General features: G+C 61.4%; 15 protein-coding genes. 4 read left to right on the plus strand and 11 right to left on the minus strand.

Annotation, left to right across the window (positions count from 1 at the left end; all coding sequences use genetic code 11):
• Both VGL22_RS19370 and VGL22_RS19375 read left to right on the plus strand, forming a co-directional pair.
• Positions 1-801 (plus strand): amidohydrolase family protein (locus tag VGL22_RS19370; RefSeq protein WP_465268603.1); only part of this gene is annotated, 801 nt, incomplete at its 5' end.
• A gap of 34 nt (positions 802-835) precedes the next feature.
• Positions 836-2,200 (plus strand): DUF3863 domain-containing protein, encoded by a 1,365-nt coding sequence (locus VGL22_RS19375; protein WP_465268604.1) that lies wholly within the window; start codon positions 836-838, stop codon positions 2,198-2,200.
• Positions 2,201-2,213: 13 nt separating this feature from the next.
• Here VGL22_RS19375 and VGL22_RS19380 read toward each other — a convergent pair whose 3' ends face one another.
• The 5 genes from VGL22_RS19380 to VGL22_RS19400 all read right to left on the minus strand — a co-directional run bounded on the left by VGL22_RS19380 (position 2,214) and on the right by VGL22_RS19400 (position 6,478).
• Positions 2,214-2,777 carry a methyltransferase family protein gene (locus VGL22_RS19380; RefSeq protein ID WP_465268605.1) on the minus strand — a complete coding sequence of 188 codons (564 nt, stop codon included), beginning with the start codon at positions 2,775-2,777 and terminating at the stop codon, positions 2,214-2,216.
• Positions 2,778-2,851: 74 nt separating this feature from the next.
• Positions 2,852-3,847: a threonine ammonia-lyase gene (locus VGL22_RS19385; RefSeq protein ID WP_465268606.1), complete on the minus strand. Its 996-nt coding sequence runs from the start codon at positions 3,845-3,847 to the stop codon at positions 2,852-2,854.
• A gap of 61 nt (positions 3,848-3,908) precedes the next feature.
• Positions 3,909-4,445: a hypothetical protein gene (locus tag VGL22_RS19390; protein ID WP_465268607.1), complete on the minus strand. Its 537-nt coding sequence runs from the start codon at positions 4,443-4,445 to the stop codon at positions 3,909-3,911.
• A gap of 20 nt (positions 4,446-4,465) precedes the next feature.
• Positions 4,466-4,699, minus strand: a complete 234-nt coding sequence (locus VGL22_RS19395) for a hypothetical protein (RefSeq protein WP_465268608.1) — start codon at positions 4,697-4,699, stop codon at positions 4,466-4,468.
• 123 nt (positions 4,700-4,822) lie between these two features.
• Positions 4,823-6,478 (minus strand): ribonuclease J, encoded by a 1,656-nt coding sequence (locus VGL22_RS19400; protein ID WP_465268609.1) that lies wholly within the window; start codon positions 6,476-6,478, stop codon positions 4,823-4,825.
• Between the two features lie 150 nt (positions 6,479-6,628).
• On the opposite strand from VGL22_RS19400, the gene VGL22_RS19405 reads away from it, so the two are divergent.
• Both VGL22_RS19405 and nuoI read left to right on the plus strand, forming a co-directional pair.
• On the plus strand, positions 6,629-7,567 hold the full coding sequence (locus VGL22_RS19405; RefSeq protein ID WP_465268610.1) for an alpha/beta hydrolase: 939 nt from the start codon (positions 6,629-6,631) through the stop codon (positions 7,565-7,567).
• Between the two features lie 53 nt (positions 7,568-7,620).
• The gene (gene nuoI, locus VGL22_RS19410; RefSeq protein WP_465268611.1) at positions 7,621-8,091 is read left to right on the plus strand and encodes an NADH-quinone oxidoreductase subunit NuoI; all 471 of its coding nucleotides are present in this window, start codon (positions 7,621-7,623) and stop codon (positions 8,089-8,091) included.
• A gap of 120 nt (positions 8,092-8,211) precedes the next feature.
• Here nuoI and VGL22_RS19415 read toward each other — a convergent pair whose 3' ends face one another.
• The 6 genes from VGL22_RS19415 to VGL22_RS19440 form a co-directional block, all read right to left on the minus strand.
• The gene (locus tag VGL22_RS19415) at positions 8,212-9,807 is read right to left on the minus strand and encodes an alpha/beta hydrolase (RefSeq protein WP_465268612.1); all 1,596 of its coding nucleotides are present in this window, start codon (positions 9,805-9,807) and stop codon (positions 8,212-8,214) included.
• A gap of 60 nt (positions 9,808-9,867) precedes the next feature.
• Positions 9,868-10,374 carry a pyridoxamine 5'-phosphate oxidase family protein gene (locus tag VGL22_RS19420; protein ID WP_465268613.1) on the minus strand — a complete coding sequence of 169 codons (507 nt, stop codon included), beginning with the start codon at positions 10,372-10,374 and terminating at the stop codon, positions 9,868-9,870.
• 148 nt (positions 10,375-10,522) lie between these two features.
• Positions 10,523-11,704: an acyltransferase family protein gene (locus VGL22_RS19425; RefSeq protein ID WP_465268614.1), complete on the minus strand. Its 1,182-nt coding sequence runs from the start codon at positions 11,702-11,704 to the stop codon at positions 10,523-10,525.
• Between the two features lie 132 nt (positions 11,705-11,836).
• The gene (locus VGL22_RS19430) at positions 11,837-13,444 is read right to left on the minus strand and encodes an EAL domain-containing protein (RefSeq protein WP_465268615.1); all 1,608 of its coding nucleotides are present in this window, start codon (positions 13,442-13,444) and stop codon (positions 11,837-11,839) included.
• A 192-nt stretch (positions 13,445-13,636) separates the two neighbouring features.
• The gene (locus tag VGL22_RS19435) at positions 13,637-14,119 is read right to left on the minus strand and encodes a GatB/YqeY domain-containing protein (RefSeq protein WP_465268616.1); all 483 of its coding nucleotides are present in this window, start codon (positions 14,117-14,119) and stop codon (positions 13,637-13,639) included.
• A gap of 154 nt (positions 14,120-14,273) precedes the next feature.
• A complete protein-coding gene (locus VGL22_RS19440; RefSeq protein WP_465268617.1) occupies positions 14,274-17,699 on the minus strand; it encodes an arabinofuranosidase catalytic domain-containing protein in 3,426 nt (1,141 codons plus the stop codon).
• Positions 17,700-17,867: the final 168 nt, after the last annotated feature.

Here is a 17,867-nt window from a genome sequence, read left to right on the forward strand (position 1 = left end):
CCGTTCGGATGGGACGTGGAGAACTGCACCCCCAAGCTCTATCCGTCAGCCAAGGGCGAGTACCTGAGAGACATGAAAGCCGAGATGGAGCGCCTGAACGTGACCGCCGTGGTATTCGGCGATCCGGCCGGCGTGAAGAAATGGCAGGACGCTATGCCTGGCCGGATCATTCCCGGCACCTCTTTCAACGAGGGCATGACGCCTGGCAAGCGCGCAAACCTCGACGCACTGCGCAAGGAGTTCACCACTGACGGCTTTCAAGTGATGGGCGAGATTGGACTTCAGTATGAAGGGCTGTCTCCGAGCGACATGTCCATCGACAAGTACTTCGCGCTCGCCGAAGAACTGGATATTCCGGTGGCCATCCACATGGGCACGGGGGGCTCGGGACGTGCAAATATCACGTCGCCCCAGTTCCGCGGGTCGATGGGGAATCCCCTGCTGCTGGAAGACCTGCTGGCGCGGCATCCTAAGCTGCGAGTGCAGGTGATGCACGCGGGCTATCCCATGATCGACAACATGCTGACGCTGCTGCAGGCTAACTCGCATGTCTATGTCGATGTGGCGGGGCTGATCTGGAGCTATCCGATGGTCGAGGTAAACCGCTACATTCAGCGTCTGGTCGAAGCGGGCTTTGAGGATCGCGTGATGTTCGGCACCGATCAGATGGAGTGGCCCAAGCTGATGGCCTACTCGATCGGCATCATTCAGAACGCCGATTACCTGACCCCCGAGCAGAAACGCGACATCCTCTACAACAACGCGGCGCGGTTCCTGCGGCTGGATCAGAAGGGCAAGTAGCGCCCGCGCACAAGAAGACAGGAGCCGGAATTCTATGTGGAGTCGCAGGGACTTTGTGCGCTCGGCCGGTGCAGGCGCCGCCGGCGCTGTGCTGGCGAGCAGAACGGGCGCATTCGCAAATGCGCCTTCAGCAGTGGCCGGTCCATTGCGCGGCCGTTTCCTGACCCATGTCTCGGTGGTCCGGGTCAACCAGATTGAAGTGACGCCAACCCGCAATCTGGGGCAGGACGAGTCGGCGGACAACACTACAGCCAACATGCGCCTGCGCCGTGGCGCCTTCGCGCGCGGCTGCCCGGGTGGCCGCATGACCTGGGCCATCAGCTGGTTGGCGCTCTATGACCCGAGGCAGCAATACAAAGACGTGCGGCGCCTGCTGGCCGAATATCACGACAAGCACGGCGACGAGGTGACGTTCATCCCGGGCGGATATTTTGCGCCCATGTATGCCACTCGCGAAGACAACCGCAAGACGATTCACCAGGCTCTGCAGGACGTATCGAAGATGGTGGGCGGCGGCTATCGGCCCGACTCCCTCGTCGCCGGATTTATGGACGCCGAAAATCAGCAGCATCTTGCCAACGAAGAAGGCATCCACGTGTGCCAGGGGCAGATATGGAGCCAGCACGGCATTGATAACGGGGATGGCGATGGCGGCATTTGTTATCCCTACTATCCCAGCCGCGAGCACTACCTCAAGCCGGCACAGGGGAAAGCAGATTTCATTGACTGCGTTTGCCTGGACGGTTGGACCTGTGACTTCTTCACCGCGCGCCGCGAGGGCTTCGAAGGCAAGTTCAACAGCCGCCAGGGAGTGGGACCGATCGAGACGGTGCAGGATCTGGGCGAGCAGGTGGGCCGCAAGGAAATGATGGACACAACGGCCATGCATTTTGACTCGGGATATGCGCTGAATGGTTTTGGCTTTGTGACTTCCATCTGGGAGTTATCGCTGGGAAACCATCAGCACCTGGAATGGTGGCTCGGCTCAGTGCGTGAGCGCTGGCCTGACACGCAGGTCATGACGGAGCGGGCGTTCGGGCTGGAGTGGCGGAAACACACGCCAGACAATTCCAAGCTGAACTACCGGTTTGATGTTCAGGGAACGGGCGCGCCGGGATCGGAAAAGGATCTCGAAATTGAGTGGTACATGAATCGCGAGTTCCGCCTGGAACTTCTTGGGCCCGTCGCGGATAAATCGCAGCGCATGGCGATCGACTTCACGCGATATGACCTCCCGGCCCATGAGCCGCAGGGACCCCAACGTGAATGGAGCCTGATGAACGTACTGAATCAGAAAGGCACGCGCCCTCAGGACAAACCGAAGCGGCTGGGGAGTCTCCCTGAAGAAGGTCAGAAGCTAATCTTCGCTCGCTATCCTGAGTTGAAGAAGCTGGGTTAAACGTGCCGTGCGATTAGTAGAGGCCTGGCACCAGGCGGCTGGTCTGGCGGCGATATTGGTCGTACTCTGTGCCGAAGACCGCAGCGAGTGCTGCCTCTTCCACGCGGATGCGGTAAATTACGGCGAGCGTGGGCGGAATGAAGCCGATGAGCAGAGCCGGCCATGAGGCGGCATGAAGGCCAAAAGCAAGAAAGATGATTTCCATCCCCAGGTAAGAGGCATGCCGAACCACTCCATAGAGTCCTGATCGATTGAGTGTTTGGCCCGGTCTCGTAACGACATTGGCTGTGAACCAGCGGCCAAGAGTCAGGATGGCGATGGCGCGAACCGCAAGTCCGACCGCGAGCAGGAACAGGCTGAGCGGGCGGATCCACGGCTGATGCCAGTGGAATTGGGGCGGCAGCCATGCGCGAAGGAAACCTGCAATCGTCAGTGCAAGTACGACAGCGATCCAGAGCACAAGCTGGCTGCCGCGGTCCTGATTTGCGCCCGCGCTGTTGCGGCGGCGAGTGGCGATAGCGATATAGACTTCGCCCGCAAGCCAGAAAAAACAGAGTGCCTGCCACAGCAACGACATTCCTTCGCTCCCCATTTCCTTCTACCCGGCTCTTGATTGCTGCTTGAGTGCCCGGCCAGTTGCGCAGGGCTATGCTAATTGGCCTCAGTGAGCACTTCCGCCAGCTGGCGCGGATCCACGTTGCCCCCACTCACAATCGCCGCGGCTTTCTTGAAGGGCGGCAGTTCGTGACTGTGAAAGAGAAGGGCTGCGGTCGTTACGGCGCCGCTCGGCTCGGGTACCAGGCGCGCAGTGGCAACAATGGCGCGCATGGCGGCCCGAACCTCGGCTTCCGATACGGTGATGATGCCGTCCACAAATTGCTGTATATGAGCGAAGTTGCGCTCGCCGAGCGACTGCGTGCGCAGGCCATCACAGAGCGTGCGGCTGGTAAGTTCGGCCGGCCAGGTGACGATTTTGCCGGTGCGAAAGCTCTCCGCAGAATCGGCCGCGAGTTCCGGCTCGACGCCGTACACCTTGGTGCCGGGTTTGAGCAGCTTCACGGCGGTAGCGGTGCCGCTGAGCAGTCCGCCGCCGGAGACCGGCGAGAGCACAAGGTCCACATCCGCAAGCGCCTCAACAATTTCAAGACCGCAGGTAGCCTGGCCGGCAATAATCTTTTCATCGTCATAAGGCGGAACAACCACATAGCCGTACTGCTGGATCAGCTCTTCTGCCTTGGCGAGACGCTCGCTCGAGGCGGGGCCGACATCAACCACTTCCGCGCCGAGCGCCAGGGTAGCGGCCTTCTTGATAGCAGGAGCATTCGAGGGCATCACGATCACAGCTTTCGCTCCGACTGCGCGCGCGGCATAGGCAACGCCCTGCGCGTGATTCCCGCTGGAGTAGGTGATGACGCCGCGCTTCACTTCATCAGGGGAGAGCTGCAGAATCTTGTTGGCAGCGCCCCTCAGCTTGAAGCTGCCGATGGGCTGCAGGCTCTCGGCCTTCAGAAAGACCTTGCGATCTCCGAGACCTTGGAAGGGTGCCTGCACGAGCGGCGTGTGCACGATGACGTTGGCAACGCGTGCGGCGGCAGCACGGATTTCTTCGAGCGTAACCAGAGTGAGCGTGTCCTGACCTTGACCCATGACCAAAGTATAGAGTTCACGGCGCCGCTGAAAGGGGCGGCGCCCGCCTCTGCACGGCAGGTCACGGCAGATACTTCTGCGGCACGGGACCGGCCGTCGTGTCCGGCTCCCACAGAATGTTGACCACGCGCCACCGCTTACCGTCGTTCACGGCCTGCACGCTGTTGATGCCCACCACCGTAGCCTTCCCGTCGGGCGTCTCGCGGATCTCGTAGGTGCTCCACAGATGGGCGAAATGGCCGTATGTGTCCGATTGCACTTTGATCTGGCGCTCGTAAAAGGCCGCGCTGCCGCGCTTCGCGACGGCGTTGATCCAATCGTCCACTGTGAGGAGCCGCGGCGCAAACCCGTCGTCGGTCTTCCGAACCGGCGTGAGCCGCGCTTCCGGCAGCAGAAGTTCGCGCAGGCAGGTGCGGTCTTTGTTGCCGGGACCGCTGATTGCCTCATCGAGCGCTTTGGTCAGTTCGTCAAGCGTGGCGGAAGACGCGCAGGCGGACGCTGCGGGCTGCGTTGGGGTGTCAGCAGGCTTCGACTGGGCGAACGCAAACGGCGTGAGAGTACAAACGGTGAAGACGACGGCGGCGGCGAGTCTAGGCATGGGTGGATTGTAGCTGCTGGTCAAGAGGAGCGCACCAGAAACGACGTGGTCCAGCGCGCGGACTCATGCGCGGTCTGCTCGGCGACCGCACGCAGATCGACCTTCATGCTCCGGACGGGAGATTCCGCCGGGATGACTGCCACGGTTGTGGACGCAGTTGGTGTGGATGGCGCCCTGCATGGCGTTTCGAGCGCATAACTGCGGGCGGCGAGAGGGAGAGCGGCGGCGCTCAGGAGAAGATGGCGGCGGTTCATCCCGCCGATCAGATCACCGTGTCGATCATGCCGGAGGCTGCAGGTACGTTGGTCGGAGGACAAGTCCGGTGTCTCAGGACGAACCTTCGTCCTTTGTCCTCAGCCCTCGATCCTGCGTGAAGCTTAGATCTCCATGATCACCGGCATGATCAACGGCCTGCGCCCAGTCTGCTTCTGGATCAGCCGCTTCAACTCGACGCGAACCTTCTCTTTCACCATGCCGTAATCGGTCTTCTGTTCGCCGCTTAAGCTGTCGAGGGTCTTCAGCACAGACTCGCGCGCTTCATCCGTGATGTCAGCGCCGCCGAATCCCCGCATCACAACCTCCGGCGCGCGCTCCACGATGCCGGTCCTCTTGTTGATGGCCAGCACGGCCAGCACAATACCGTCTTCCGACAGGATGCGGCGGTCGCGTATGACGAGGTCTTCAACAACGTCAATGGCCGAGCCGGAGTCGATCAGCACCCGGCCAGCGGTGACCTTGTCGGTTTTGCGGGCGTCGTCGCGATTGACTTCGAGCACGTCGCCGTCTTCAATCACGATGGCATGCTCGACGGCACCGGTCTCCATCGCTACTTGCGCATGGCGGCGCAGGTAGCGGTAATCGCCGTGCACGGGGATGAAGAACTTAGGCCTTACCAGGTTGATGAGCAGACGCATCTCTTCCTGGCTTCCGTGTCCGCTCACATGGATCAAGCCATGCGAGCCGTCGTCGTAAATCACGTTCGCATCGCGGCGGTAGAGATGGTCGATAACCCTGAAGATGCTTTTCTCATTGCCGGGAATGATGCGCGAGCTGAGAACGACCGTGTCGCCTTTATCCACGCGCGCGTGCTTGTGGTTGTCAACCGCGGCGCGGCTGAGCGCGCTCATGGGCTCGCCCTGGGTGCCGCTGATGAGAACCATCAGCTGGTCCACTGGATAATCTTTCATCTGGCCAGGATTGATCACCAGCCCGGTAGGCACGTCCAAATAGCCAAGGTCCTGCGCAATCTCAGTGCTCTCCACCATGGAGCGGCCGATGATGCACACCTTGCGCTTGTGCTCGCGCGCCAGTTCCATGGCGATCCGAATACGATAGATCGACGACGAGAAGCAGGAGAAAAAGAGCTTCTTGCGCGTGCGCGAAAAAATCTCATCCAGGCGCGGGCGCACAGAACGCTCGCTGGGCGTATAACCGGGCCGCTCCACGTTGGTGGAGTCCTGCAGCAGCGCGAGCACACCCCGCTTGCCGTACTCGGCAAATGTGTGCAGATCGAAGGCATGGTCATCCAGCGGCGACAGATCGATCTTGAAGTCGCCGGTATGGATCACAATGCCGACGGGCGTCTCAATCGCGAGAGCAACGCAGTCCACCAGCGAGTGCGTAACTCGGATCGGCTCGATGAGGAAGGGGCCGATGGTGAACTTCTGTTTCGGCGCGATCTCTACCAGCTCAATTTCGTCCAGCAGGTGATGCTCTTCAAGCTTGCCTTCCACGTAGGCAAGCGTGAATTCGGTGCCGTAAACGGGAAGTTTGATCTCGCTGAGGATCCACGGCAGGCCGCCAATGTGGTCCTCGTGCCCGTGGGTGAGGACGATTGCGCGCACCTTCTCTTTGTTCTCGACAAGATAGGTGATATCAGGCACGACGATGTCTACGCCCAGGAGTTCGGACTCGGGGAACATGAGGCCGGCGTCGATGACGATGATGTCGTCTTCCCACTGCAAGGCGAGGCAGTTCATGCCAAACTCGCCAAGGCCGCCCAAAGGTATGATTTTCAGCTTGTTAGTCTGCATTGCGTCAACTTAGATGCTAACACCGGATGAACAGGGCAGAGAGACAGAGGGGCAAAGTGGCGTAGTCACAAAGTTGCAGAATGGCGATCCCAGACAAGCCTGCGACCACGCGTGACTTAGAATTGGGCGGACATCCTGTAGGAGAAACAAATGCGGAAGATCATCGCGGTTGGGGCAATGCTGATGGGATTGTGCGTGGGCGCCGGCGCCCAGCCAAAGGAGGCGTGCGCGACTGCCGGCGAGAACAACGCCTGGCTGGGAATTGAAACAATCCGCCTCTGGCAAGGCAATGCGCCGCAGGCCAAGGGCAGCGAATGTGTGGACATTCCCACGTTGACCATCGTGCGGCCGCAGCCGGGGCATGGGACGGGGTCGGCGGTGGTGGTTCTGCCCGGCGGGGCTTATGCCCACCTGGCGGCGAACCTCGAGGGCCGCCAGGTGGCGGACTGGTTCACGTCGCGCGGGTTTACGGCTTTTATCCTTCAATACCGGCTGAGTTCCAACGGATACCTGCTCCCGGTTCCCCTCCTGGATGCGCGCCGAGCGGTGCAGCTGGTGCGGTCGCGCGCAGCGGATTACAAAATAGACCCCAATCGCATCGCCGTCATTGGCTTCTCGGCCGGCGGTCACCTTGCCGCCCTGGCCGGCGTCCAGCCCGCACCGGGCGATCCAGCGGCGGAGGATCCCGCCGACCGCGTGCCCAGCCGGCCCAATTATCTGATTCTGGGCTATCCCTGGATCGGCGCTATCTCCAGCGATACCTCGCACCTGAGCTATTGCAAGGAGTTCAACGTGATGGACCGCTGCGAGGCGCTCCGCACCGCTTACTCGCCTGATTTCTTCGTGAACAAAGACACGCCCCCGACCTTCTGGTGGCACACCTTCGATGACCAGACCGTTCCCGTGGAGCAGGGCCTGCGATTTTATGAGGCGCTAGTCAAAGCAGGTGTTCCGTCGGAAGGCCACATCTTCGCGCACGGGCAGCATGGCACCGGCCTGGGTATGGGCGATCCGGCCCTCGATCAATGGCCGGCGCTGCTCGAAACGTGGCTCCGGAAACAGGGGTTGATCCCGGCCGTCATGAAGTAGCTTGCCGGACCGGCTTCAGCACTCCGTCGCCGCGCCCATCGTATACTAGCGTTATGTCGATTGTGCGCAATATCGCGGGCATTGCGAAGGGCATGAGCATCACTTTCGGCGAGATGCTGCAGCCCACGCAGGTAGAAAACTATCCCGACGGGGACGGTCCGCTGCGCGGCGCAAAGTTTGAACAGCGCTACCGCGGGGCGCACATCCTGCAGCGCGATGAGAACGGCCTGGAAAAATGCGTCGCTTGCTTCCTGTGCGCCGCCGCCTGCCCCTCCAACTGCATCTACATCGAGGCCGACGAGAACACCGAGGAAAAGCGGATCTCGTCGTCAGAGCGTTACGCCAAGGTCTACAACATCGACTACAACCGCTGCATCTTCTGCGGCTATTGTGTTGAGGCCTGTCCCACCGATGCCATCACCCACGGCCACGGCTTTGAGTTGGCCACGCTCAACGCCACCAACCTGGTAATGCGCAAAGACGACATGCTCACCCCATTCCAGGGACGCACGGAAGAGAAGTAAAACCGCTTCCGTGTGCGCTGCGGAAGCCGGAGATGTTCTGCTGATACGACCGGTGCTGGTGCAGTGGGGTGGCACGAGGAAGACGCTCAGGATTGAAACCCTGTCGTCTTGAGCTAACCTCTATTCCCTGCTCTTCCACTTTTTCCCCGGCCTCGCCACATCCCACATCTGCTGGCTGATCTCATCGAACAATCCCTGCTTGTCGTCACCAACCCCGTACAGGTCCATATGCGTCCGGTCAGGGATATACGTGAAGTGCGCCTCCGCGCCCAGTCCCTGCAGCACCGAGTCCATCTTGTGCGCCGCGCCATCCAGGTAGAAGGTGTCCGCAGTCCCCACGTACACATGAATGCGCCCCTTCAGATCCGCCCCGCGCTCCGCCCAGTGCGTCTGCACAACGTTTGCGAGATCCCAATGGTCGTGCCAGTAAGCCACCACCCTCGGATCCACATCGCCATTGGAGCGGTCGAACATCGGCTGCGGCGCGCCGCTCTCGCTTTTCGGTGAGAACACCCAGTCGAACGACGCGATCTGCCCGCCATACGGCCCCAGCACCTGCTCCAGCCGCGCAAACTGCTCGAAGGTACCCAGCACCTTACCCTTGTCGCGAATCAGCGGAACAGCCGACCCATCCTGCATGCGATACGCATTGGCATGCTCGGCGTAGAGGTCGATATTCGTGAAATCGTGAAAATCGCTTGGGTCCGGCGACGTCGACCACGTCCCCCCAAACACCTTTGGATAATTGATCTCCAGTTGCAGTGAAGCCCAGCCGCCGCTTGAGTGCCCCTGCACAAAACGCCCATCCCGCCGTGCATCCATCCGGTACTTCTTCTCCATCGCCGGAATGAACTCGGTGGTCAGCGCCATCCCCCAGGGCCCGTCGTTCACGCTGTCCGCAAACTCGTGGGTCCCCTGCCGACACGACTCGTCCAGCATCACCCAGATCATGGGAGGCATCTTGCCGGCCTTCATGCGCTCGTAAATCCGCAACCCGCTGACCAGCGCACCATCGATTCCGCCTCCAAAGCCGTGCGTCCAGTACACCGTCGGATACGTTTCTCCGCCCTTTGCATACTCCGGCGGTAGAACCACCCAAGCCTGAATCTTCGTCGAACGCCCCCAGAAGCGCGTCAGCACCGGGCTTTCGAACTCCTCCAGCCGCGCCACATCGGCTGTCGCCGTTGCCTTCAGCTTTTCGAACGTCGCCTTCCGCTGCGGATCCTCCTCCGCCTGATGGTCCAGCACAATCTCCGGCTCCGCGGTGCTGCCGGGCTTCCACCCCGCGAGCATCACCACGTTGCTGATCCAGTCTCCGGGGACGCGCCCCGTGTAGTTGTAGTTGTGCGCTACGTCGAGCACCGCCTGCACTTCGTAGAGTCCGGCACTCAGCTCCGAGAACGGCTTCGGAAATGCCATCTGATCGGCATTCAGTTCCACTGAGTCGCCGGGCTCCAGGTCATGAATCTCCTGCGCAGCCACCCAGGTTGCCGTCGGCTGGAACTCGTCGATTGAAACCTCGCGATCCCCCGACCCCTGCTTCAGAAACAGCAGCAGACGGCCGCTCACTGGCGCCGTCAGCGTCTCCGCCGCTTTCACCCGGAAAAACGTATGCGGCGCAGCGGGCTCAGGCTGCGCCGATGCCGCAATAGCCACGCCCGCCAGAACACACAGCGCAACCTGCCGCAACCATGCGGACAATCTGCTGGAACTCATGGAATGACCTCGCCTCAAGGGAGCGAGGTCATCATAGCAGCCCGGACAACGGCGCTCGTACTACAAGCTCACGCTTCCGTGCTCGCCCATCTTCACGCTCGCGCCCGCGGCGGCCGCCAGGTACTTCACTGACCGCACAACCTTGCCGTCCGTCGCGTCCCAGAACTCCCCCTCCGTCACATCCACGCGCAGTACGCGGATCTGCGAATCATCCTCGCCTTCCGGAAACCACGCCTTGTACGCAGGGCTCCACAGCTCGTGGATCTTTGCGCGATCCTCACTCACGTTCGCCCGCCCTTTCAGCGACACGTACTTCGCATCGTCGGGATCGGCATAGGCCACACACACCTGCGCGTTCTCCGCAATCTCGCTTGCCTTCCGCGAGTCCGAACTGGTGAGGAACCACAGGGTTCCGTCGAATTGCGCCTTCTGTGTCGCCATCGGCCGGCTGTCCAGCGATCCGTCCGCAGCCACCGTGGTCAGCATCGCGAAACGAATGTCCGCAATCAGTTCCCCGATTCTCTCAAGGCCTTCCCTGCCCCTCAGCTCCGTCACTTCCGCACTCATGCGCATCTCCGCTATCCGGCTCTGCGGCGCATCCTCGCACGCAGGCAGTTGGTCAGATGCGCGCCCGGGCTCCAGAGAACGCAATCCTCGCCAGGTGCGCCCGCCACTTGCATGAAATCACAATGTCATCAAGCGCAATCAAGTGTCGTCAAAGCGCAGGCTCGATCCCGGAATCAAGCGGAGCCGCCTCCTCTGCCGCCCTGGTCGACGCCCGAGCCCGGTCCCGCAACCGCAGAAACGGCCTCTCCACACACACGTGCAGCACGCCCGCTGCGGCAAAGCACACCATGAGATATACCACTGCCCACGGAAGCCGCCCCGCGTGCTCCAGCGTGGGAAACCAGGAATCCACCAGATGCAGCATCTCCTTCTGTGTCAGGTACACACAGTAAGCCAGCGTGGCGCAAAGCTGTGCCCCCGGAACCTTGAGCCGCAGCCATCCGTTCGTGCTCAGCGCCGAAGCCACCAGGCACGCCAGCCCCACCGCAAGCAGTGGAAACCCAAACAGTACGCTGCCCACGGATGTGCCCGCCGCTGCCGGATGACGGTCCTGAAACAGGAGCACTGCCGCGCCCGTCATAGTCACACCCAGCACCAGCAACATATGCCCGCGCCGCGCGATCTGCACCCACCAGCCCGGCCGGAACATCTTCAGCATCGCCAGCGAAGCGCCCGCAAGCAGTCCGTCCAGGCGGCTGTAGGTCGGATAATAAATGTGCCGCATGAACGCTGTGCCAAACTCGTCCTGCCCCGCCAGCGGCCGCAGCGTGTGGAACAAAAACCATCCCCGCGCAGCGATGCCCAACAGCACAAACCCGCCCACCAGCGTCACTGCCCGCCGCGCGGAAGGCTTCCGCATCGCCGCCAGCACGATCAGCGGCAGAAACAGATAGAAGTGCTCCTCCACGCATAGCGACCACGCGTGCGAAAAGCTCTTCGATGCCGGATGTTCCGCCAGCAGGTTGAACGTAAAGGTGGCATACTGCCACGCCGGAGCAAGCGCGCTGGTCTCCCGCCATTCGGGAACCAGCAGATACAGCCCCAGCACCACGAGAAACGCCGGCAGCACCCGGTAAAGCCTGTTCCTGTAAAACTCCCAGACGCGGAGACGCCTGCCCTCGCAATAGGGCCTGAAAAGCTGCGTCGCAATCAGGTATCCGCTGAGCACAAAGAAGAGATCGACGCCCATCCACCCGATCCGCAGCAAAGGAAGCATCGCGTCCGGCACCGTTTCGCCATGATAGCCCCAGAGGTGAAAACCAATTACGGAAAGAATGGCCACGCTGCGCAGCGTGTCAAGGCCATGAGATCGAGAACTGAATTTCTGCAAGGAGAAGGAGCCCTTCAGGAAGGTGCTCCCATGCTCTCACGGAAGTGGATGCGACAAGATGAGAATTCCGCCGTCCACACCAGGGCTGACTTCCTCTGATAAACACGCCGGCTTGCACCCGCCGCCCGCGACCTAAGACGCGCCCTGGGACGCTCCCTTGCTCACCCGTTTCGCAGGATGTTCCGCCCTCATCCTCGCGATGAACTCCTGTGCCGGCACCGGCCTGCCGAAATACCATCCCTGCCCCATCATCCCCGTGCGCGCCTGCCGGAAATACTCCGCCTGCTCGGCCGTCTCAATCCCTTCCACAATCACCGTCAACCCCAACTGGTCCGCCATCGCCAGAATCTGCGGCACCACTGACGCCGTCACCGCCTCCGTTCCCACCGTCTTCGTAAACGCCCGGTCAATCTTGATAGCGTCCACGTGGAGGTCGTGCAAATACGCAAGGCTCGAATACCCCGTCCCGAAGTCATCGATGTAAATTGCGTGTCCTGACGCCCTCAAACGCGCAATCGCGCCCGCCGCTGTCGCCTGGTCTGCTGTCGAGTGCTCTGTCAACTCGAACGCCAGCGCGCTCGGCGGAATCCCTGTCCACGCTGTGCTCCGTTCCACATGTTCGAAAAACTGCGAATCCAGTAGATCCTGCGATGAGATGTTCACGGTCACGCGGAAATCCGGCGAGTACAGCAGCGGGCCCAATTCATCGATCACCCGGTCCATCATCAGACGCGTGATCTCCCCCACAAACTTCCGCTCCTCCGCCACACGAATGAACACATCGGCCGGAACCGAGTCTCCCGATGTCATCGTCCAGCGTGCCAGGGCCTCTGCCCCCAGTATTGCCTTCGTCTCCAGGTCCACCACAGGCTGATACACACAGGTAAGTTCTCCCTTGCGTACCGCTCGCAGCAGCCTTCGCTCGAATAATCTCTCCCGCCTCAACATCAGCAGGCCAACCGATGCAATCAGCGTTCCCAGCAGAGCACCCATAAACGCAAATTCCCAAAACACCCTGCTCCGCTGTTGGATCAGGTCCCGATCCAGCACGGTGCCGACCGCACACACCGCATACTGTTGCGAACACAACGGCTGATACACCATGCCGTCGCGCTTCAGCCGACCTTGCGCCAGCACCTCCGCGCTCGAGAGCTTGCCTATTTGGCCAAATACCGGAAGCTCCACCCCATGATCGCGGTCGCTCACCATGCCCGCAGCCTTAAGCGGTGGTTCATCCATGCCTTCAAACAACGCCTGGTTGAGCACCGATGACACACCCGAAGAATCCACGACGAGGCCGCGCAACCCCGGTGCAATCAGCAGCCCCTGCCCCGCTGAAACATCCACATCCGATCCCAGGTCTCGACTCTTGAAGGACACGGTGGGACGCGACACATGAATCGGCGTCTCCAGCCTTCCTCGCGCCGCGGTGCAATACAGCATTCCCTCTTTTGACCGCCCCAGGTCACGCACAAAGCTGGCGTTGTAAACTAGCCCGCGCATCAGCGAGATTTCAGCATCGGAACAGAACGGTAGACCGTCTTTGAGCACCGCCAGTTCCGCATCACGGTCCTCGCGGGCGGCCTTCTCCAGCACTCGCAGAATGCGCTGTGTATACGCCACCAACTCCGCGTTGCTGGCCCTCACAATCAGCACATAAGTAAATGGAATCGACACGGCAATACCGAGCAGCGCCCCTCCCAGGAGCGCGCCCACCGTGCCGGCACGAGTCCGCGTCATCTTCAAATTTGCCTGCGCTCACTCGCGCCGAGCGCGATGGATGGCGTTATAGGAATAATTAGCATATTCGCACGTCGTTCTATATGCTTCGCATAATGGTGCAACACTTGGCTAGTGAGATGCCGGCGCTTCGCCAAACCTATAACGCTTCCTTCCGTGAAATAACGGCACGGGTAGCACACCGCGCCCACTCTAGTGCGCCAGCGCGCTCTTCACAGCCTCACTCACCACACGCCCCTCGGCACGCGCGCCGCTCGCCTGGATCCTGGCCTGAACGCGCTTCATCACCTGCCCCATCTCCTTCGGCCCGGGCTTCTGCCCCACCTCCGCGATCTGCTCCGCTATCGCCTCTTCCACAAATCCACGCAGGGGGGCTTCATCCAGAACCTTCGGCATATACTCTTCAATCACCGTGATCTCGGCAGCTTCCTTGGCAGCCAGTTCCGGCCTGTTCCCCTTGGTGAACTGCTCAATCGAATCGCGCCTCTGCTTGATCATCGTGGCCAGCGTCTGCTGCTCCTCGGCCGGCGTCAGCGCCTCGCGCTTCTCAATCAGCTTGTTCTTGAGCGCCGTTTTGATCAGCCGCAGCGTGCCCGTCCGCTCGGCATCCCTCGCCTTCATCGCCGCCACCATATGCTGAGTAACCTGCGCTTCCAGTCCTGCTGCTTCCGTCATATTCTTTCTCAATCCAGATTCGAATTCGCTGCCGGATTCACCCGGCTCCTCGGAATAACTCAAGTGTAACTCCCGGGTTTCCCAACGCTCTCCAAAGGAAGGAGCGCGCGGACTCATCCGCGCGCTCCATAACCGACACACCCCCCGAAATTAGCTACGGAGTCTTTTTGTGATACTGATTCGGCGCGCCCGGCGTGGGAGCATTGTCAAACACCTCCGCCCCTCTGCCATGCCCGCGGCCCAACGCAGTTGCCAAGGTAATCCCGCTCCCCGACACCTGCACTCCGGCCGCATGCCCCTTCGTCAGTGGCTTGGTCACGTTGATTGTTGGCCCCATTCTCCTGACCGATGCGATCACCGCCGTCTCCGAGTTACCTCCGCTGTCGATCGTGATCGTCTGGCCCTCGCGAAAACCAATCGTGCTGGGAACCGCAATCGTGGTTCCACCTACATCGGTCGCCGTGCTCACCGTGGTCGCCCCCGCAGTGCCCACCGTCGCAATCACCGTAGTCTCTCCATCAATCTCGATCTTTTCCCCAACGCCGAATCCTTCCACGCTGCTGACCTTCACATTCGTGTCGCCCACCGCCGAAGCAGCAGACAACGTCGCCGCAGCCTGGGTCACAAAGTCCGTACAGTTGCTGTCCGTATCCGCCCCATCAGGAAAGCGCCCGGCGCTCATATTGCTGACCGCTGCAGGCGGCCCGAAACCGCCGGTAGCTCCCGGCGCAGCCACGTGGCAGCCGCTCTGTCCCGTTCCGGAAGCCCCCTGATATCCCTCAGCCGCCCATGGGTCCACAATGCCGCCGTAGTTGATGCTGTCCACCACCATCCCTGCCGCGTCACGCAACACCACGCTGCCCTCTTTCACTTGGATGGTGCGGCCGAACTGCGGAGAGTAGGTCGTGAGTTCGGGGCCTCCGAACCACTGGTTCGGTGCCGGCGTGCCCTGGTAGCCGGCGGTGGTCACTGCGCCGTCCCGCACAGCAGCGTTGATCTCATGCGCCTTCGCCAGCGGGCTGTCCAGCGTAATGCCGGTCCCGAGCGCCTGCACCGGCTCGTTGCTCGAGTGGGCAAAGGCCGTGGCCGGCGCAAATGTGATTCCCGTTCCGCGATCGCTGAACGGCAGATTGGCGGCATGATTGAACTTCAGCGGCGCGGCCAGCTCAAGCCCTGTCCCCGGAGACACAACCCACTCATCCCGGATGTGTGCCCTGGCAAGAGCCGGCGTGAACTGGATCCCCGCACCGTTCGGCCCGCCCGTCCCCACCGAGGACACGGTCACCTCTTCCCGCGTTGCCGGTGTACCGATCGTGATCTTGTCGCCGGCAGCGAACCCTTCCGTCCGGCGAACCTTGATGCCGGTCGCACCCACTCCTGCATCCGCCGCAAGATTCGTCTGATGTGCCTGCGTTCCAACGCGCGTCACCGTGACGATCTCAATGCCGTGTCCGCTGCTCTCGATATCCAGGCGGATCTTGTCACCCACTGCGATGTCATTGACTGACGTCACTTTGATGTTCGTCGACGCCGACGCCGCGTCCGCAGCCAGATAAGCCTGCGTGCCCGCTTTGCCCACCGCGGTCACGGTCGCCACCTCGTACTGCTCCACGCCTCGCGCGGTGTCAGGATAGGAAGCCCCATAGCCCAGCGCAATCTTCTCGCCCACCGCAAAACCGGCCACGCTCATCACCGGCATATTGGTGGAACCCCGCGCAATCGTGATCACTGGACCATCGGGCAGCGGTTGCCACACCGTGGTGTGATGAGTGGCTGCCGTACCCAGACTCGCAATCTTGCGCGTCTCTGCCTTCGATCCGTTATCGACACTGATACTGTCGCCCACCGACATGCCCGTTGTGTTCCTCACCTGAATCACGCGATCGCCCGGCTTCGCCGCCACTGCCAGCCCCGAGTTGGACAGGCCCAGCAGGTAGAAGCCTCCTGCCGCAAGCTTCGTTCCCACAGGAATCTTCACGCTTGAGAAGATGGCCTGCTGCGTCGGGTGCGCGGTCAGGCTCCAGTTTGAGACATCCATGCTGCTGGAGCCCGCGTTGTAAAGCTCCACAAACGAATCCGTCGCATTGCCGGCACTCGACGCGATCCGAAACTCATTGATCTTCACCTGGCTGACGTTCCGCACCTTCTCAGCCGTCTTTGTGGATTGCGCTCTGCCGCCGCTCATCCAGGAGGCGCTTGCCACCAGGTCGCCGTTGACAGTCGCAGGCCCCGCGGTAACCTTGAACGTCGCGCTCACGCTCGCACCCGGCGCCATAGCCTCCGCGAAGCTCTTTGACGTCTCCGTCGTGCCCTGAACCACAGAACTCCACTGCTTCGCCGGCGCCGCGATGCCCAACTTCACGCCGCTGACCGGCTCCCCCGTCGTATTGGTGAAGGTCACCGTCGTATCCTGCGAAGATCCTGGCGAAAACGTCTGCAATCCCGGCGGAGTTGCTGTGGCCGATGCCGGCGCCACCGTCAGCGCCGCCACGTCGTACCGCGCAGCCACCACGTTTGCCTGCACCAATTGATCAGTCGCGTCCGTGGGAAAGGTGCCCGATGCCGTCATTGCGCCTTCATAAAATGTTCCCTGCGAGCTATTGCTGTTGTCGCCGCCATTGCCCAGCAGAATGGCGCCCTGCTTGCGCATAGGATCGTAGGAAGCGTTTACTCGCGCCCCGTCGAACATTACCGACAACTCGCCCCTCTGCGCATCCCCACCCATCGAAGCCCACCGGTGCGGCTCGCCTTTCGCCATTGCCGTCACAAACCGCCACGTCACACTCGGCAGATTCGCGCAAAGCTTCGATCCATCTTCATTCACGCACCCCACCAGGTTGTTCTCCTGGTCCGTCATCACCCACGGGCCGGGAGGGTTGCCATGAAACCACGGGACGGTGTCGCCATAATAGGTCGTCTCCATCGTGCCGTTATCGTCGTCACGGCTGTCGATCTCGGCGTTGCCATAATCGAAGCAACACCCGTTGTTGAAGTGATGGCCGTTGATCACCCAGTACTGCCCTTCCGCCTGGTCGTCCACCGCCGTGCCCTTCGGGTCATCGTTGCGCAGACCCATCCCCGGCGCGATGAAGACCCCATACACCTTGTGCCCCATCACCGATACCGGCGCCATGTCCGCGACCGACAAAGTGTTGAACCCCCCCAACGCCGGGCCGCTGAACCCGCCGCGCGGAGGCTGCGTCAGGTCGTTGTGCTGCGGGGACTGGTCATAAACCTTGGCGATAAAACAGTACGTGTTGGCGCAAAACGCATCCTGCTTGCCCGCTTCCGCGTACCCGCCTCCATCCGGCGAAGCCGAGGGCTGGACAACTCCGATATCCAATGCCTTGCCGTCGGACTGCCGCAGCACCTGGTAGAGCGGCCCGTTGTACGAGGCGTACAACGCACGCGTGGTGCTGTGTGCCGCGACGCACGGGTCTCCGGCGGCGGCGTAGATATCGCACGGCCCCTTGGGCCTCGGCTGCGCAACCCGGGAACCAGACTCGCGGGTTTGCGCCATCATCAAAGCGGCGCCCATCGGCATCACCGCCACTGCAAATACGTATGCAAGCGTCTTCATTTTCATTTCTGTCCCTTGTCTGCCTGCCAAATTCTTACGGAGACCAGTATTCTCACGGTCCACGGCTTGAACGCAAGATCATCCCCGCCTGCCACACCCGAATCCAACCCGCTCCCACGCAGCCTCAGAGCGTACTCCAACTAGCGGCAAAAACCTTGTAACGAACCC

The sequence above is a fragment of the Occallatibacter sp. genome (assembly GCF_036502485.1).
Lineage (GTDB): Bacteria > Acidobacteriota > Terriglobia > Terriglobales > Acidobacteriaceae > Telmatobacter.

Bases quoted from the DNA above. Each gene is read 5' to 3' on its own strand.
- VGL22_RS19375 (WP_465268604.1), top strand. From the start codon at position 836: ATGTGGAGTCGCAGGGACTTTGTGCGCTCGGCCGGTGCAGGCGCCGCC.
- VGL22_RS19380 (WP_465268605.1), bottom strand. From the start codon at position 2,777: ATGTCGTTGCTGTGGCAGGCACTCTGTTTTTTCTGGCTTGCGGGCGAA.
- VGL22_RS19385 (WP_465268606.1), bottom strand. From the start codon at position 3,847: ATGGGTCAAGGTCAGGACACGCTCACTCTGGTTACGCTCGAAGAAATC.
- VGL22_RS19390 (WP_465268607.1), bottom strand. From the start codon at position 4,445: ATGCCTAGACTCGCCGCCGCCGTCGTCTTCACCGTTTGTACTCTCACG.
- VGL22_RS19395 (WP_465268608.1), bottom strand. From the start codon at position 4,699: ATGAACCGCCGCCATCTTCTCCTGAGCGCCGCCGCTCTCCCTCTCGCC.
- VGL22_RS19400 (WP_465268609.1), bottom strand. From the start codon at position 6,478: ATGCAGACTAACAAGCTGAAAATCATACCTTTGGGCGGCCTTGGCGAG.
- VGL22_RS19405 (WP_465268610.1), top strand. From the start codon at position 6,629: ATGCGGAAGATCATCGCGGTTGGGGCAATGCTGATGGGATTGTGCGTG.
- nuoI (WP_465268611.1), top strand. From the start codon at position 7,621: ATGTCGATTGTGCGCAATATCGCGGGCATTGCGAAGGGCATGAGCATC.
- VGL22_RS19415 (WP_465268612.1), bottom strand. From the start codon at position 9,807: ATGAGTTCCAGCAGATTGTCCGCATGGTTGCGGCAGGTTGCGCTGTGT.
- VGL22_RS19420 (WP_465268613.1), bottom strand. From the start codon at position 10,374: ATGAGTGCGGAAGTGACGGAGCTGAGGGGCAGGGAAGGCCTTGAGAGA.
- VGL22_RS19430 (WP_465268615.1), bottom strand. From the start codon at position 13,444: ATGACGCGGACTCGTGCCGGCACGGTGGGCGCGCTCCTGGGAGGGGCG.
- VGL22_RS19435 (WP_465268616.1), bottom strand. From the start codon at position 14,119: ATGACGGAAGCAGCAGGACTGGAAGCGCAGGTTACTCAGCATATGGTG.
- VGL22_RS19440 (WP_465268617.1), bottom strand. From the start codon at position 17,699: ATGAAGACGCTTGCATACGTATTTGCAGTGGCGGTGATGCCGATGGGC.